The sequence below is a fragment of the Planktothrix sp. genome, from assembly GCF_046067725.1.
Lineage (GTDB): Bacteria > Cyanobacteriota > Cyanobacteriia > Cyanobacteriales > Microcoleaceae > Planktothrix.
Window position 1 is genome coordinate 1 of record NZ_JBJUDF010000315.1, and the last position, 17,341, is coordinate 17,341.

Here is a 17,341-nt window from a genome sequence, read left to right on the forward strand (position 1 = left end):
GTTTTCTCGGATTCCTTGTAGGGCATCCTCTACGGATGTTGCGCGACTATAAGTGAAATTTCTCATATCAGTTATCTCTCACCAACACTAAAGCCTCCGCAGGTGGGGGAGTTTGTCCGATTACCTGTTGCATGGCTGCCAGAATGCCATTATAGGCACTACAACGGCAGAGATTACCACTGAGACGTTCTTTAATTTCTAGGTCGGAGAGTTCTGGAAGTTTAGGGGGATGGGTGAGATCTGGTGTCACCGCACTCACACATCCTTGTTCTACTTCTTGGATTAATGCGATCGCTGCACAAATTTGTCCGGGGGTACAATAGCCACACTGAAACCCTTCTTGTTCGATAAAAGCGGTTTGTAGGGGGTGCAAGGTATCCCCGTTGGCGATTCCTTCAATGGTGGTAATGGGTTTCCCCTGCTGCATGATCGCCAAGGTCAGACAGGAGTACACCCGTTGTCCGTCAATTAACACGGTACAAGCGCCACACTGTCCGCGATCACATCCTTTTTTCGTTCCAGTGAGTCCTAAATATTCTCGCAGTGCATCAAGGAGGGTGACTCGTGGTTCTAATTGTACAGTGTGAGTTGTGCCATTAATATCGAGGGTGAGTGGAATTTGATTCTCCTCCTCTGCTAATACAATTTCTGGCTGATTTTGTAACTGCATTAGGGTTTTACCTAGATTGGGGTTAAGGCTGAAAGTTTGATTTAAAGCTTAATTATAATGTAAAATTATTCAATGTTTTTTAGGGATTCCCTTGATCGAGACTGATTTTAAATGTTTTTCTTCAGAAAAGATTCAACTAAACTATGAATTTCTTCAAATTTATAATCGTTGACTAATTGCTGCAATTCGGTGACGATCTCACGATATTCTTCGGGAATTTCTTCAAGATGTTGCAAGATTAATTCATCGCTCCCTAAAAGTGCAAATTCAGAAAGTTGGTTCAGCCAGGAATTAGACATCACCTGAAATATTTCAGGATTAAAATCTATTTTTAAAGGCTGAGGCTGACCCTCAATAGGATAAACATTATCAATAAATTTTAAACCCAAATATTGATTCATTTTTTCTAATAATGTTTTTTCTTGAAAAGGTTTAATCATAAAATCATTACATCCCACTTGCAATGCTAAATTTCGATCGGCTTCTGTCACATGAGCAGATAAAGCGATAATTACTGGTTTTTCTCCTCCGGTTTGAGCACGAATTTGTTGAGTTGCTGCATACCCATCTAAAATCGGCATGGCAATATCCATCCAAATTAAATCAGGTTGGGATTGTTGCCAAATTTCAACGGCTTGCTTTCCATTCATTGCTTCTTGAACTTCTAAACCTAATTCTTGCATCCATTTCACCATCAGTTGACGATTTTCAAGATGATCATCAACCACAAGAATACGATATTTTTTTTGATCCGGTGCTAACCGAATAGTATGATGATAGTGTTTGAAGATTTTTTTTTCAAAATTATTTACCTTTCTGACGATAATTTTAATCCGAAATATACTCCCTTTCCCTACAATACTTTCTACGGATAATTGTCCTCCTATTAACTCGGTTAAACTCCGACTAATTGTTAATCCTAATCCGGTTCCTCCTGAAAATCCTTGTCCGATTTTACTCTGGACAAACGCCTCAAAAACTGATTCTAATTCCTGATGGGGAATTCCAACTCCTGTATCGATAATTTCACATTGAATCCAACATAAGCTTTCTGCTTCAGAATCAATTTCTTGAGGAACGAAACAGAAAAGCGGATCAGTTAATTTAACTTGGATGGTAATTTCTCCCTGTTCGGTAAATTTAATGGCATTTGCCAGTAAATTAATCAAAATCTGTTGCAATTTCTTGGGATCACTTTTAATGCAATTAGGAACATCTTTTGCGATGATTAATTTTAACGCTAAACCTTTGCTTCGAGCTTGCTCTAAAAACATTTCTTGGAGATTTAATAAAAGCGCGAAAAAATCAAATATTTCGACTTCTAATGTCAGTTTTCCGGCTTCAATTTTAGATAAATTCAAAACATCATTAATTAAACTCAGTAGGTGTTTACTACTGCGTTGAATAATTTGTATATTTTCTTTTTGTTGTTCAGATAATTGCTGATCATGACTCATCAGTTGAACAAACCCTAAGATCACATTCAGAGGGGTTCTCAGTTCATGACTCATATTCGCTAAAAAAATACTTTTTGCTTGATTAGCGGTTTCTGCGATTTGTTTCGCTTCCTGCAATTCTCTTTCAGCTTGCTTGCGAACAGAAATTTCTTTAGAGGTTGACAGTAAATAAACTTTTCCTTCAATTTCAATGGGTTCTATTGAAATCAAAAGAGTTCCTATTTCTCCTGATTTTTGACGATAATCAAATTCAATGTTATGAACTAAACCTTGAGTTTTTAACTGTTCTATAATGAATTGATTTTGTTGAAAGTCAACAATTAAATTTAATTCGGATGCTGTCAGACCAATGACCTCTTGACGGTTATAGCCTGTCATTTCTAAAAAACTATCATTAACTTCAATATATCGCTGGTCATCGGCGCTTAAAATCACAATCGGATCAGGACTAGAGCGAAACACTTTAATAAATTGATCCTGGGATTCTTGTAAGGCAATATTAATCCGTTCAAATGCTATCTTCAGTTGTTCAGACGTTTGATTAAAGGATTCTGAAAGACTGGATAATTCACTGATTGAACTATTAAGATTTAACTTTTTATCCCACTTTCCTTTAGCTAAAGCTTGACTAGCAGATCTTAAAGTTTGAATCGGTTTAATAATTTTTTTTGCTGTCCACAATCCTAATGATATTGATAAGATAAGAGTAATTAAACATAACAAGATAGTTGTTTTTGTATTCGCATTAATTTGTTCCATAAATTCTGTTTCTGGAACCACAATTACAATTAACCAATCTAACCCCCAAGTATCTTGATAAGAACTAATATGAACAAGTTGGGGTTGATTTTGATAAATTAAATTTAAATGTTGATGGCCAACGGGAATTTGACGAAAATCAGACCATTGATTCAGAATTTCTTTTGCTGTTAAACGAGTGAGAGGATTTTGGCTTTCTGTTGCTTGTAACCGAACAAGTTGAGAGCCTTTATATTCAGTAAAATTTGGTTCTCCCGTAGAACTAGCTACAAGCTCTCCCGAACGTTCTATAATAAAAATCTGACCGGATTTAGATAGTTTAATGTTGTTAAGAAAAAAATTGATCTTCCAAAGCAAAATATCAGACACGAACGTTCCTACAAACTTTCCATCTTGGTAAATGGGTGAAACAGCAAATAAACTACTTACGGTTGGATATACATAATATTGCACAATAGGAGTCCAACTTTGTTGACCAATTTTTTGTGCTGTTTGATACCACAAACGGTCTTGAACTTGATAGTTAGGAACCGTCAAAACGGGTTTGCTCCGTTGCATTTTCGGATTTAATAGATAAGCTCTGTACAGTCCAGGTTGGGATTTTTTACTCTCAGCAAGAATCAAACTGTTCTGAGGTAAAAGGATGCCCATTTGATCTCTTCCTAGTGAAATAAATTCACCTTCGCTACTGGCATATCCAATGGAAGTGGCTGAGGGGAAAAGTTGAAGTTGTTGGTAAAAATTCTTTTCTAACTGCTCAAGGAGATTGAGATCAATTTGTCTTTTTTTAAAACTATTTTGATTGATTTTCAGCAGCAAATGGGGTGTTTCTAAAAAACGATTTAACTTTTCATAAATTCGCTCATGTACCTGATCCATTAACTGATTTGCTAGATCATTGACAGTCTGTTGCCCATTGCGCCAAGACAAATAACCGACTAACCCCACTACCCCTACAACTTGCACAACAAACGGTATAACTAACACCCATTGTAGGGAAATTTTTTTAGGGGTTTGAGGCAAAATTATTCCAACTCTTTTTAACATTGAAAATTTACGTGGTTCCCAAGTCCTCTAACTCTTTAGTTTATCAAAGTTTAACGCTGAAGGGGGGTCAAATAGGGAACAGAAAATCACCTGCACTTTTATTGAACTAAGGATTGAGAACGGATGTAGGGTCTGAACAATCCAGAATTGTGAAATTTAGAGAGACAACCCTTGACAACAACCCTCACCCTATTCTCTTTTTTATCTGATTAAGTCTAAGCATAACTGGCGGAAATGTTCTCCGCGATGTTCAAAGCTTTGATATTGATCAAAACTGGCACAAGCGGGAGATAATAACACCACTTTTGCTCCTAATTGGGGTGCAAGATCAGCCGCTTTTTCAACCGCTTTTTCCATCGTTTCAACGATTTCAAAATTCAAGTAATTCTCCTGCTTTAACCGTTGGGAAAATGCCTCGGCTGCATCGCCAATTAATAACACTGAAACGGCTTTTTCTTGAATGCGATGAATCCAGGCACTATCATTTCCTTTTTTTGCTTCTCCCCCAGCAATTAAAATTACGGGAGATTCTACCGCCGATAATCCCACTTCTGCCGCGTCATAATTGGTGGCTTTACTATCATTAATCCAATCAATTCCTTGCCAGGTCATAATTCGTTCTAAACGATGCGCTACCCCTGGAAAAGTAGAAATTGCTTCAGTAATCGCTTCTGTTGAAATTCCCGCTAATCGAGCCGTCGCAACCGCCATTAACAGGTTTTGTTTGTTATGGCTTCCGACCATTTTTAACGCATCCGCTTGAACAATTGGCTCCCCATTTTGCATCACCCAATTGTTTTCAATATAAAACCCGAATTCGGGATTTGCAACTAAAGCTTCTTGTCCTAAAACACTTGTCCAATAGGCAGAGATCCAGCGTTGACCTGCCGTTTCTCTTAAATAAGGATCATCCCCATTAATCACTTGTTCTTGGGATTGATATAATAATTTAGCTTTGATATCATAATAGCGTTCTAAGGTGTAATGACGATTCAAATGATCAGGAGTAAAGGTTGTCCAAACGCCAATTCTAGGATTTAAAGTTGATGAAGATTCGATTTGATAACTACTCACTTCGGCAATCATCCAATCTAACGGTTTAGCACTTCCTTGATATTCTTGTAAGGCTAATTCACAAGCGGCATAGCCAATATTTCCACAAGCTGGAGCGTTTAAACCTGCGACTTTAAATATGGCAGCAGTTAAAGCGGTTGTTGTCGTTTTTCCATTGGTTCCTGTAATACAAACCCAAGGCAACTGTCGTAGATTTCGCCATGCTAATTCCATTTCTCCAATTGTTTCTATCCCTAAATTTCGGGCAGCTTTTAACCCTGGAATATCCCAAGGAACCCCAGGACTAACAACGACTAAATCTAAGGAATCATCCGGTTGAAAATTCTCTCCTAAATGAACAATTATTCCTTCCTCTTCTAATTGTTTTTTTTGGGGTTCTAAATTAGGAGAAGAATTGCGATCGCTTAATATTACCTCCCATCCTTGCAATTTTAATAACCGTGCTGCCGCATTTCCAGACTTTCCTAAACCAATAACATGAGCCTTGAGCATAGATAAAATCGTATGGGGTAGATTTGTGATGTTGCTGAAAATTCTGAATATTGATAACAGAAAATAGGGAACCCGTAGTGGGAGCGAGGACGCTCCCTCAAATATAAGGTGCTCCCTAAAATATACCGTTGTTTAACTTTTAACAATGGCTCCAAAATCTGCTAAAACACGAGCATGATTTCTTAATAATCCTAATAAATTCAAACGATTTCGTTGAATATTCGGATCATCATCCATCACTAAAACACTTTCTGGGCCATCAAAAAAGCTGTTAACAGTAGGAGTAATTTCAGCTAATGCTTCCACTAATTGACGATAATTTCGCGTTGATTGAGACCCTTGAGTTTTAGGGACTAACTGAATTAAAGCTTGATAAAATTCCCGTTCAGATGATTTTTGAAATAAATCCGGTTTAACCTTCGTTTCCGGTTGCAATTCTAAGGTATCTAAATCCCCCTGTTTGGCTAACCGAGTCGAACGATTGACCGTTTCATAAATTTGGTTTAATGTACCATCTTGACGGATCGTTTGTAGGAATAACGCTCGCTCTCGAACGTCTAACAAATCCTGTAACGCCCGTTCTTTATATTCCAAATCATTATCTCCTAAAACCGCATTAACTAAATCATAATCAATGTTTTTCTCATCTTGTAATAACGTCCGAATTCGTTGCAAGAAAAAGTCATCTAACTGACCCGTTAACTTTAACATTGCATTGGGGAATGTATTCACAAAATCGGTGGAAATTTGTTTCAGCAGTTGATATAAATTCAACGGTAAATTCGCAGCCCAAATAATATTAACAACGGCATTAGCTGCCCGACGTAACGCAAAGGGATCGGAGGAGCCCGTCGGTAACATTCCTAACCCAAAAATACTAACTAAAGTATCCAGTTTATCAGCTAAACCAACAACTTGACCGATTAAAGTTTGGGGTAAATGATCCGTAGAATTTCGAGGTAAATAATGTTCAAAAATAGCCGTTGCGACTGCTTCGGGTTCTCCGCCTTCACGAGCGTATCTTTCCCCCATAATTCCTTGTAATTCAGGGAATTCATACACCATTTGGGTCACTAAATCTGCTTTACATAATAAAGCTGCCCGTTGAATGAAATTCCGATCCGATTCACTAACATTGAGTTGATCGGCAATCCAATTAGAAATTTTACAAATTCGATTGACTTTATCTCGAACTGAACCTAAATCCTCTTGAAATGTCACCGCTTCTAAGGCGGGTAAATAGCTTTCTAAGGGTGTTTTTAAATCTGATTTATAGAAAAATTGTCCATCGGCTAACCGAGCCCGGATCACCCGTTCATTTCCGGTGGCAATTAAATCAGATTTAGCCGGATCTCCATTAGAAATTGTGATAAAATAGGGTTTTAACGGCGATGAATTTTGCGGCTCCGATGTTAATACTGGGAAATACCGTTGATGCGTTACCATTACGGTTTTAATCACGTCCGCAGGGAGATTCAAAAATTCTGGATCAAAGGTTCCCACAACAGCCGTCGGCCATTCCACTAAATGCACAACTTCTGTTAATAAATCTTCGGGAATTTCTGCTTGTCCCCCCACACTATTCGCGACTGTTTTAACATCTTGTTGAATCCTTTGAATCCGAACTTCAGGATCAACTTCAATAAAGGCTTTTCTCAGGGATTCAACATAGGTTTTAGCTTCAGAAATGGTCATCGGTTCAGGATGTAAAACTCGATGTCCTTGGGAAATGCGATCGCTTTTAATTTCTTCAGAACCACTGATTAAGGTAACGGGTAAAACTTGATCATCTAATAAGGTAATTAACCACCGAATCGGTCGGGGGAATTTTAAATCTCCATCTCCCCAACGCATGAACCGTTTTCCTTCTAATTTGGTAATCCATTCTGGGGTTAATTCTGATAAAATTTCTGCCGTTAATCGACCCGGAATTTTCTTTAAAACAAAGACAAAATCTCCCTTAGAAGTCGGACGAATTTCTAAATCTTCTAAAGTTACACCTTGTTTTTTAATAAACCCTTCTGCTGCGGAAGTTGGTTTTCCATCTTTGAAGGCGGTAGAGGCTGGAGGGCCTTTGATTTCTTCTTCTCGGTCAGGTTGGTGGCTGGGTAGTCCTTCAATCAATACCGCTAACCGTCGCGGTGTCCCCCAGACTTGAACGGATTCAAAGCTCAAAAACTGTTCTTTGAGACTAGCCGGAATTTTCTGTTGCCATTGTTGAATCGCGGTTTCAACAAAAGTTGCTGGTAATTCTTCTGTACCAACTTCAAGTAAAAAACTAACCATAGGAAATTTTATAAGGGATTTTGCTAAGAAACTTAAGGGTACAAACCATTACCATAGCAGGTGAGGGGGTCAGGACTCAAGGGAGCAAGACAGTTTCAAATGACTAGATTTCTGAGTTATGATTCGGGAAAATCGGTTTAATCCCAACTCGCTAAGAATTTTTGTCCATCAGTTTTGCTGGGATATTGTAAAGATGATTGTCATGTTTGCCCCAATCTGAATCAAGATTAATTGCGGTAAAAGCCGATTCAAACTGTTGATTAATTTTTCCAAATTTTCTAATTTCTCAGAGGACAATCTCAAAAATCTTGTCAAAACTTAAGAAATTCTTGTATTTTTCCATCCCGCTAAAATTACGGCTATGATAGGGATGGCAAGAGGTTAGATTCTCCTCTGCTCTCCTGTTACCCTGCCTTTGATACTAGATGGGCTGGATCACTCCCTCTGTCCCATCTAGCAAGGTTTCCTAAACAGCTTTTTCTGAATTCAAAACTTATTGTTTTAAGTTAAACAATCATCTGTTCAGAAGATTGTTAATTACTGTTTTTGTTCCACTCCAAAGCCCACTAACAAAACTGTATTTAACGGTTCATGATTCTGCGGTCGTTGATAATTAATAATCCGACGAATTCTTAACTCTGGATTAATCAAAGTAATCGAATCAACTGACACCACTCGTGTGTAGGTTGTCGTCATCAATAATTCACGAGTTTGAGTATTATAGCGAAAGTTCGCCACCATTGGTTTTGCTTCTTCATAGGCTTTATCGCGAAGATAATCTCCCTCAATGATGGGAAAATCCAGTTTTTGGGGCACAAAAAGAATATTCAATGTTTGCGAAACCTCCTCCCCTTTTTCCGAAATGGTTTGAAACGCTAACCGATATCCAGGGAGGGTTGGTAATTCTAAGTTTGTTGATAAACGTTGATTATCTTCTAAGACTTTAGCTTTCGCCTGATCGTTCAAGGGATGAATCACAAATTCTGTATGCGATCGCTCTACCTCCTGTTGAGTTAAGTAATGGTAGGTGCGTTCCGTTGTCCATTGACCAACGCAATGATCAAAAAATTCTTGGAATTGTGCAATTGACATGGTGAATCTCACTCCGCTTAACTCATTTTTGCAACAGTTTTTAACATTTTTTAGCAAAAATCCCGACTAACTCTAAAATCTATACTAATTATCCTGTTGATGAACTCCTGTGATTGACCTGGAATGTTTATCCTATAGCGTTGGCCATGCCGAGGAGGGTTTGTGTCTGCTCATGCGGATGGGATCTCATCGCATTTTACTTGATTGTGGACTTCAGGACATTTCACCCCTATTAACCTCCTCTGAACAACCTCCGGCTGACTTGGTGCTTTGTTCTCATGCTCATGCGGATCACGCTCAAGGTTTACTGGCTTTCCATCAAGCCTTTCCTAAAATTCCAATTTATGGGAGTGAAGTCACAGCCCGACTCTTACCCTTGAATTGGCCGGACTGGGAACCGGATATTAATCATCCGCTTTGTCAACCTTTACCTTGGAATTCTGCGACCCAACTTAAACCCGGACTCAGTGTCACCTTATTTCCGGCGGGTCATTTACCCGGAGCATCGGTCATTCTGATTAATTCTGTCACCCCAGAACGCAGTTATAAACTGATTTACACTGGAGATTTTTTTCTCTCGAATTCTCGCTTAGTTGAAGGCTTACCCTTGGGAGAGTTGCGGGGACTCAAACCAGACGTTTTAATCTTAGAAGGCAGTTATGGAACCGCCCGCCATCCCCATCGTCGTCAACTGGAAAACCAACTAGCAGAACGGTTATATCGAGCCATAGAAGCTCAATATTGTCTGCTCTTACCCACACCGAGTTTAGGGTTAGGTCAAGAACTGTTAATGCTGCTGCGGAGTCACCATTATTTTACAGGTCGAGATCTGGATATTTGGGTCGATGGAACCGTTGCGACTGGATGTGATGTTTACTTACAATTGCTGTCCCAGTTTCCCGCCAGCGTCCAAAACTTTGCCCAACATCAGCCTTTATTCTGGGATGATCGCATTCGTCCTAGAGTGCGACGCCTGACCCCACAACAGCGATCTCAACTCGGTCAGTCTCCCTGTATTGTTCTCACTGATGAGTATGCCGATTGGAGTTCCTATTGGGCAAATTCTAGCCGTCCTTGGATGTTATTTTTGCCTCAAACACCCGGTAAACCCTTAGAGATTCTCCCCATTCCTGAAGTTGTAGCGACCAGTTCAGGACAATTTGCACCCCTGATCGAAACCTATTTTATTTCAGAACATTGTGATGGCCCCGGCACAACCCAACTGATCCATAACCTCCGACCTCAACATATTATTTTTGTGCATGGTTCACCCACCTATTTAGCCGATCTGACCAATTTAGAAGAACTTCGCAACCGCTATCAACTGCATACCCCAGATGCAGGAACCTTGGTGGAGTTGCCCATCGGAGAAACCTTCTTACAACCCCCAAGCGCGGAAACCCACTATGAAGGGGAAATCACCGAGTTTGAAACTCAAATTCACATTACTCTCCCTCCCACCTTAACCACTGACCCTCGGTGGCCCGCCTTTGCGGATACCGGATTAGTGGAAGCTCGATGGCAAGGAGAAGAATTAGTCCTGCGCGGCATTTCTCAACGGGAATTCCTCAGCCAAGGAAGCGATCGCATCATTCCCAGTGATCTCGACTGTTGTGGCAATTGCCAATACTATCGAGGACAACGCTGTTGGAATCAAGTCTCCGCCCTCTATGGCTTTAAAGTTACCCCAGATGGATACTGCCCAATGTTTGAATCGATTGAGCGTCTCGAATAAACTCATACCCGGAAATCGGGAACCGAAACAAACCCATTTCAGCTTCTAGGTTCGCTGTATCAGTCGTTGTGAATCACCGCACCCCCCATTCAGGGGTGATTGTTGTGCTTATTCTGGGCTAGATTCAGAGGTCGGGTTATGAATTTGTTCCGCTTCTGGACAATCCTCAGCAATGGGAAAATCAAAATCACACTTGGGAACGGAAGCCAACTTTTGGCTAATGGCTCCAATACTCTCTATCCGAATCATTTCTTCCCAAGAACATAACTCATCCTCTTCATCCGTCTCATAACGTAGCGTGACTAAATCCCCTTCAATGTCTGTAATTCGAGCTTTCTCAATCCAACGTTGTTGATCCCGTAAGAAGATCGAGACTTCCCGACTGTCACAACAAAGCTGATAAATCTTGCGATGTAGCATTTTTTACTTTTCCTGAGAAGTTCGCTGGCTCGTGTACATATTCCTTGTGAATCGAGTCTTGAGGGTTAAGCAGGATGCCGAAACCTCTTGAATCGAACTCGATTTCCAGGGAATTATTTGGACTAAACAATTGTCCTCTATTTTAACCCCAAGGTTAAATTTAGCCTAATAAATTAGTCTGTACTTATGCCTTGAGAGTGAGAACATTTTCAGTATACGGCCTAAATCTGGGTTGAGTTGGCTTAAGCAAAAGGTTTGATCAACTTTTCTTTACATCAGAGATCCTTAATGTCGGACTCAACTTAGGTGATCGCACGTCCCCAACAGCTTATAATGAACCTGGTCAATTTTTATCAGAAAAGTTATTACCTTACGGAAGCGGGTTATGTTGAAATTTTTCACTGCATCGATTCAGTGTTTAACGAACTGTTCGCTACTATACAAGCTTAAGAGTATTTTGATTGATTAAACTAAACGGCAATTCGTTATTTTTAAGGGAAAGGACAGCATTCTCATGGCGTATGCAGAATATTTAGGTCAACCTTCTATCTTTGAATCAGCCCGTGCAGGAGATTTAAGGGCTCTGAGCTATTTAATTAATACCTATCTCAGACCTGAAGGCATCTCTGCCAAAGTCGCCCCCCCAGATCGAAAAGGGTGTTTACCCGTTCTCGTTGAATTTCAACAAGAACCTTTGGCGGAAAGTATTGTTAAGTTTATCTGTCATTTACTGTGGAAACTGAACGCCCCGAATTTAGAAGGGGTGAAAATCGCTGCCCGCTATCAAGGAGATGCCCAAATCCTCTGGAAACAATCGGTGCGGCTTGTGACTCCCGCTAATCGAGTTTATCGGGAACAAACCCAACGGATCAACCTCGATTGGATTAAATTTAAAACCTTACGGTTAATGTTCCTGGTGGGTTCGGCGGTTTCATCCTTCATCTTGGGCTGTTGGGTGAGTTACTATGAAGTCGCCGCCCATCGAATACCTCTACCGAATCATCCCGCCCAAGAAAATGTGGTCATGATTGCACCCCCGCCTAAACAGCCTGATCGGGTTCAAGCTGCTTTAGAAGTGGTTCCGGTGGTTCAACACCAACAGGTACAAAATCCTCAAGATCCAACGGTTACTTTAGTTTTTGGCGGGGATGTGACCCTTTGCGATCACTTTGAAAATATTATTGGAACAAACTATTCCTTACCGTTTGCTCAACTTCCTGAATATCGGGAGGCAGATTTGGCAATGGTCAATTTAGAAAATCCCCTGACCCGTTCCACCCTGCGCCGTCCAAATAAACAATTTAATTTTAAAGCTGATCCTGAAGCCGTTAAGGTATTAACCGAAGGCGGCATTGATATTGTTAATCTAGCCAATAATCATACGATGGACTATGAAGCATCCGGGCTCGTCGAAACGATGGAAACGTTAGACCGGGCGGGTATTCATGCAGTAGGAGCAGGTCGAGATATTAAAGAAGCTCGTCGTCCCACAATTATCGAAGTTAAAGGTCAACGCATTGCCTATTTTGGTTATTATGATGCTGATTTTCATGCCGCCGCAGAAGGTGTAGCCGGAACCAATCCTCGGTATGATGAGCGGGTGGCAGCCGATATTAAAGCGATTCGAGATCAGGTGGATTGGGTGGTGGTTAACTATCATTGGGGGGTAGAACTGTCTGAATATCCTGGGGACTGGCAGATTGATTTAGCTCGATTTACCATTGACCAGGGCGCTGATGTTGTCATTGGTCATCATCCCCATGTTTTGCAGGGTGCAGAAATTTATAAAGGTCGTCCGATTGTTTACTCCTTGGGTAATTTTATTTTTGGCGGTAATAGTCGTACAGACTATGAAACGGCAGTTTTAAAAGTGGCCTTAAATCACAATCGCAAAATGAAGGTGGAATTTTTACCTGTAGAGGTAACACAATATCAAGCTAAGGTGATATCGGGAGAAAAAGGAGAGGATATTCTTAAGCGGGTGGAACGACTGTCACAAATTTTTGATCAACCGATGCAGTCCGTCGTGGTGTTAGACGCGCCCCATCGAGAGATTAAATCGGCTGATGTCCCCTTAACACCTAGTCAGGAACTGACGTTACCCTTAGTAACAGAATCTCCTATACCCGGTTCATCTCCAGTCTCAGAAGTCCCGACTGCTGAATCATCTGAGAAGGAGTCTGTGCAGCCACCCTTAGCAACGGAAGCACCGAAAGAATCTTTATCTGGGGCGTCGGTTCCCTTGGTGGAAGAGAAAACGGTTCAACCTCCTGAATTAGAGGCTAAAACCGATCGTCAGGATGACCTCAAACCTTATATTGATGAACCTTTTATTAAAGATCCGTTTATTTCTCTGCCTTCATTTCCCCAGGCTCTCCCACCTAACTCTCAGAGTTACAATCCTTCCCATTCCCCCATTTCCTTTGAAATTGCAATTCCTCATCGGAATTCTGCACCGGATCGGCTGGAGTCCACCAAGTCTCAAGTGGCCGCATCCCATCACCCAAGAGAATCTCATGGGACGATTGAACTGCCTTTGCGTCCTGAGCAATATCGAGCTTAGGAAGCATAACGATCTGGCTCCTATCTCTTGCGTTGATTGATCACTGATTCATTATTTAACTATCACCGTGTTTGCGATCGCACTGAAGCCCCATCAACAATATAAAACCTACGTCCTCTGGGATCAGGCTACCCAGTCTACCCTAGAAGTTGTCCCAGAACGAGGCGGAATCATTACCCGTTGGCAAGTTGCAGGTCAGGATTTACTGTATTTGGATGCTGAACGATTTGCTAATCCTGATTTAACGGTACGGGGTGGAATTCCGATTCTGTTTCCCATTTGTGGCAATTTACCGGATGATACCTACACTTATCAAGGTCAACGCTATACTCTCAAACAACATGGGTTTGCTCGGAATTTGCCGTGGACGGTGGTACAACAAGCAACGGATGGCGGTGCGTCAATCACGTTGGTGTTAAAGAGTAATGCTGAAACTCGGTCGGTTTATCCCTTTGATTTTGAAGTGGAGTTTACCTACACTTTGAAGGGGAATTCTTTACAGATTTTCCAACGCTATACTAACCTCTGTGGCACGATGGACAGTTTGCCTCCGCAAACCATGCCGTTTTCAACGGGGTTACATCCTTATTTTTTGGCTTTGGATAAGGAAAAATTAGCTTTTGAAATTCCAGCCATGCAGTATCGAGATCAACGCACTCAAAAAACTCAGGTGTTCACGGGACGGTTTGATGCTGCTGAGGATGAAATTGATGTCTTGTTTAGTCCCTTAACGGGGTTAGCGACAACGACCATTGATCATCATCAAAAGTCAAGAATTATCCTCAGCTATAGTTCGGCTTATTCCAGCGTGGTCTATTGGACACTCAAAGGCAAGGACTACTATTGTTTGGAACCTTGGACAGCACCTCGTAACGCCCTCAATACGGGAAAATTATTGACCTATCTCAAGCCAGGAGCCAGTTGTGAGATGCTCGTTCACCTCAGCGCAACTTTTTTTTGAATACCCCCTTGTCAACCCCAAAAGGTTGTGCTACTATTAGAAACTGTGCGTGAGAAAAGAAAAAACACGCGGGTCGCTAACTCAACGGTAGAGTACTCGGCTTTTAACCGATTAGTTCCGGGTTCGAATCCCGGGCGACCCATATAACTAATCAATGCAGTTCTAAGCAGTGAAGATACTGCACATGACTAGCATCAGGGAAAATATCAGCCAAGCGAGTCACTCATAATAACTTATGTTCAGCATCGCAATCTATCATTTTTTAATGTTCTCGTTGTAAATTGCATTGACGATGTACTAAACGAGCATTTTCTGGAATGGTCTTACCGCCTCGCCAGTAATGTTTTTCATGATCCAGAGCAGCATCATTAATTACAGTAATGCGCTGATTACAAATTTTGCAAGTTGGGTCTTGTCGATACATTTCTTCTTTCAACTGGCGGGAAAATACTCGTTGCGAGTCATTAGGATCTGTAACCTTCATCACTTCAGCTAATCGTTGTTTCCAGGTTGAAAATGAGTAATCAATTCTTTGAATCTCTCCGGTTGAAGCTTTAACACTATCAACCCATTTTTCATCTGTACTAATTAAATCTAAATATTCCTCATAAATTAGATCAGAAGCGCGGGTTAAAGCACCTAAATCATAATCGGCGAATGAAACACTAAGAACTTGAAAAATAGAAGCATTAAGCTGTGTTGACCAACTTCCTCGTTCTGTTCTTAATCGAAAGGCTTGATTTCCGAAAATAGTATAAGCTGCTTTCATGGATTTTTTAAAAGTATCTCTAAATTCGTTAAGTTTGTCTGCGCCTGGATTTCGATAAGCTTGTAAAAACTCATTTAAAAAATTCTTCATTCCTTTTCGAGCATTTCTATAATTCATTTGTAAGAAAGCCAAGTATCGTAAAACTAAACCTCGGTCTTTCATACGTTTATCCAAATTTTTTTGATTAACACAAGCTAAAAATTCATCGGATTTAGCGAGTTCTCGGATTAAGTCATTTAATTGACCTCGATAGAGACAGTTCCTAATTTCCATATCATTCAGAACAATGCCACCTGTATTCAAACGTTCAAAAATTAAAAATTTTAGGTTTTTGTCTGTATCCTTGGGTAGTTCAAAGGCGATCATGGTACAATCTTCTAAATGGTTTTGATATTCTTGAGGAAGTTGGTTAAACTTACGCCCATTAAATTGTCGTAAGCTTTCTAATCCTTTAAGTTCGTATTTATTATCAAAAAAATTGAAAACGGATGTTAACCGTTGTAACCCGTCAATCACTTCGCGGACTCCTTCTTCATTAAAGGCTAAATAAATAACTGGAACAGGTAAACCAATTAAAAACGATTCAATTAATCGAGACGCTTTTTTTAAATCCCAAACATATTCCCGTTGCCATTCAGGATCAACAATTAACCGTCCTCTTTTATACCATTTATGATATTCTGACAAACTGCGATCGCTTTTATCTAAAGATACACTTTGAGGTTCTACAACAATATCTCCTTCCTCATTGCCCTCAACTTCAATTTCTTCAGCTTGGCGAGGTAATATTATAGATTCCATATGATTAATTAATTGTGTTACTCTTTGCCATTGACCGAGCGTAACGGCATAGTTTGTTGATTGAGGTTGCCGAATCACCATCAATTCTTTTAAAATCTCATCTTCTTTAACTTGGGTTCTGAGAATCGGATTATTAACGAATTTATTTGTAAACTTAATAATTGCAAAGGTTAGGTTTTTATCTTTAATTCTTCTTTCTTGATCAATCCAGTAATCTTCATCAGGAAAATTATTAATCCCTTGAGGGACTTCAAGAATTTTTGCCATCGCATAAATTCCTGAATCTTGACCCGATATCCAAATTAATACACCATCACCAACAGACATTTGATTAGCAAATCGATTGACTAACCAAGGCATTTGTTCTAAATCTTGGATAGCATCAAGGATTCTGTAATATTTAGGGTTACTTTGAAATAGCCAATAAGCCATTGACTGCTCCTCTTATAACTTCTAAGTAACTAAACTAACATGGCAATACATTAGAAATCGGAGTTAGCCTTTTAGGGATTAATATATAGTGTGATGACGAGCGATCGCACAATTCCCATCAATCCCTAAAATTAAGAGGCATTACTTGACAAAATTAAATAAATGTGCATAGCTAATGCCATTGAACAAGACCAATGGTTGTGAGCTTTACCTGGGCTGAACTGACCTGTAACGGCAAGGGATTGAAGTCCTTGAGGGCTGATTTTAATGGGGGTTCACAAAATTTGACAAATTTCTGATTCAAGCCACCGCAAATGACCAAATTGTCTTAAGATTATTTTAATTGTGCGAGACGTTCCTGTAAAAGTTAAGGGATAATACCCAAAACGTAAACAGGGAGGCAAGATGTAGACAATTGGTACACAATAAACCCAATCGAATTTGCCTTAACCTTGAAAATGTGACCGTAAAGGAAGGTCTAATCTCGGAGTCAATGGTATGAACTGTCCTATAGGACAGCCAATAACAAAGAGATACGGCAATTCCCACAGTGTCAGACTGATTATCAAAACACTGAAGCTGGGAGTAATGGGAAATCGGATATAAATCAATATCTAAGTAGTTCTCCAGCCAATTGCCCAAGAATAACGAAAGTGAACATCTGTCTTGAACCATCGTGATATTGAGAGTAGCGAAATGATTTGATACGCTGCGTTCAAAATGAACAAGGGGAAGAGGTAGAAGATTTCTTATAATCTTTTACAAAAGGTAAGGTTATTGGAT

The 17,341-nt window shown here is 40.1% G+C and carries 10 protein-coding genes and 1 tRNA gene; 4 read left to right on the forward strand and 7 right to left on the reverse strand.

Going from position 1 to position 17,341, the window contains the following annotated elements:
• Positions 1-67: 67 nt before the first annotated feature.
• The 5 genes from ACKPEB_RS19595 to ACKPEB_RS19615 all read right to left on the reverse strand — a co-directional run bounded on the left by ACKPEB_RS19595 (position 68) and on the right by ACKPEB_RS19615 (position 8,877).
• Positions 68-670 (reverse strand): 2Fe-2S iron-sulfur cluster-binding protein, encoded by a 603-nt coding sequence (locus ACKPEB_RS19595; protein WP_408966668.1) that lies wholly within the window; start codon positions 668-670, stop codon positions 68-70.
• Between the two features lie 107 nt (positions 671-777).
• A complete protein-coding gene (locus ACKPEB_RS19600) occupies positions 778-3,933 on the reverse strand; it encodes a response regulator (protein ID WP_408966669.1) in 3,156 nt (1,051 codons plus the stop codon).
• 201 nt (positions 3,934-4,134) lie between these two features.
• Positions 4,135-5,499 carry a UDP-N-acetylmuramoyl-L-alanine--D-glutamate ligase gene (gene murD, locus ACKPEB_RS19605; protein ID WP_408966670.1) on the reverse strand — a complete coding sequence of 455 codons (1,365 nt, stop codon included), beginning with the start codon at positions 5,497-5,499 and terminating at the stop codon, positions 4,135-4,137.
• 132 nt (positions 5,500-5,631) lie between these two features.
• Positions 5,632-7,785, reverse strand: a complete 2,154-nt coding sequence (glyS, locus tag ACKPEB_RS19610; protein WP_408966671.1) for a glycine--tRNA ligase subunit beta — start codon at positions 7,783-7,785, stop codon at positions 5,632-5,634.
• A gap of 537 nt (positions 7,786-8,322) precedes the next feature.
• Complete coding sequence (locus tag ACKPEB_RS19615) at positions 8,323-8,877, reverse strand: phycobiliprotein lyase (RefSeq protein ID WP_408966672.1); 555 nt, start codon at positions 8,875-8,877, stop codon at positions 8,323-8,325.
• 109 nt (positions 8,878-8,986) lie between these two features.
• On the opposite strand from ACKPEB_RS19615, the gene ACKPEB_RS19620 reads away from it, so the two are divergent.
• On the forward strand, positions 8,987-10,612 hold the full coding sequence (locus ACKPEB_RS19620; protein ID WP_408966673.1) for an MBL fold metallo-hydrolase: 1,626 nt from the start codon (positions 8,987-8,989) through the stop codon (positions 10,610-10,612).
• 108 nt (positions 10,613-10,720) lie between these two features.
• Here the strand turns inward: ACKPEB_RS19620 and ACKPEB_RS19625 are convergent, their stop codons facing one another.
• Positions 10,721-11,032 carry a DUF6679 family protein gene (locus ACKPEB_RS19625; RefSeq protein ID WP_408966674.1) on the reverse strand — a complete coding sequence of 104 codons (312 nt, stop codon included), beginning with the start codon at positions 11,030-11,032 and terminating at the stop codon, positions 10,721-10,723.
• A gap of 514 nt (positions 11,033-11,546) precedes the next feature.
• Between ACKPEB_RS19625 and ACKPEB_RS19630 the strand changes: the two genes are divergently transcribed.
• From ACKPEB_RS19630 to ACKPEB_RS19640, 3 genes are all read left to right on the forward strand, one after another.
• The gene (locus ACKPEB_RS19630; protein WP_408966675.1) at positions 11,547-13,595 is read left to right on the forward strand and encodes a CapA family protein; all 2,049 of its coding nucleotides are present in this window, start codon (positions 11,547-11,549) and stop codon (positions 13,593-13,595) included.
• A gap of 67 nt (positions 13,596-13,662) precedes the next feature.
• Complete coding sequence (locus ACKPEB_RS19635; protein WP_408966676.1) at positions 13,663-14,556, forward strand: aldose epimerase; 894 nt, start codon at positions 13,663-13,665, stop codon at positions 14,554-14,556.
• Positions 14,557-14,626: 70 nt separating this feature from the next.
• Positions 14,627-14,698, forward strand: a tRNA-Lys gene (locus ACKPEB_RS19640).
• A gap of 120 nt (positions 14,699-14,818) precedes the next feature.
• Here ACKPEB_RS19640 and ACKPEB_RS19645 read toward each other — a convergent pair.
• Complete coding sequence (locus tag ACKPEB_RS19645; protein WP_408966677.1) at positions 14,819-16,558, reverse strand: DUF262 domain-containing protein; 1,740 nt, start codon at positions 16,556-16,558, stop codon at positions 14,819-14,821.
• Between the last annotated feature and the right edge of the window lie 783 nt (positions 16,559-17,341).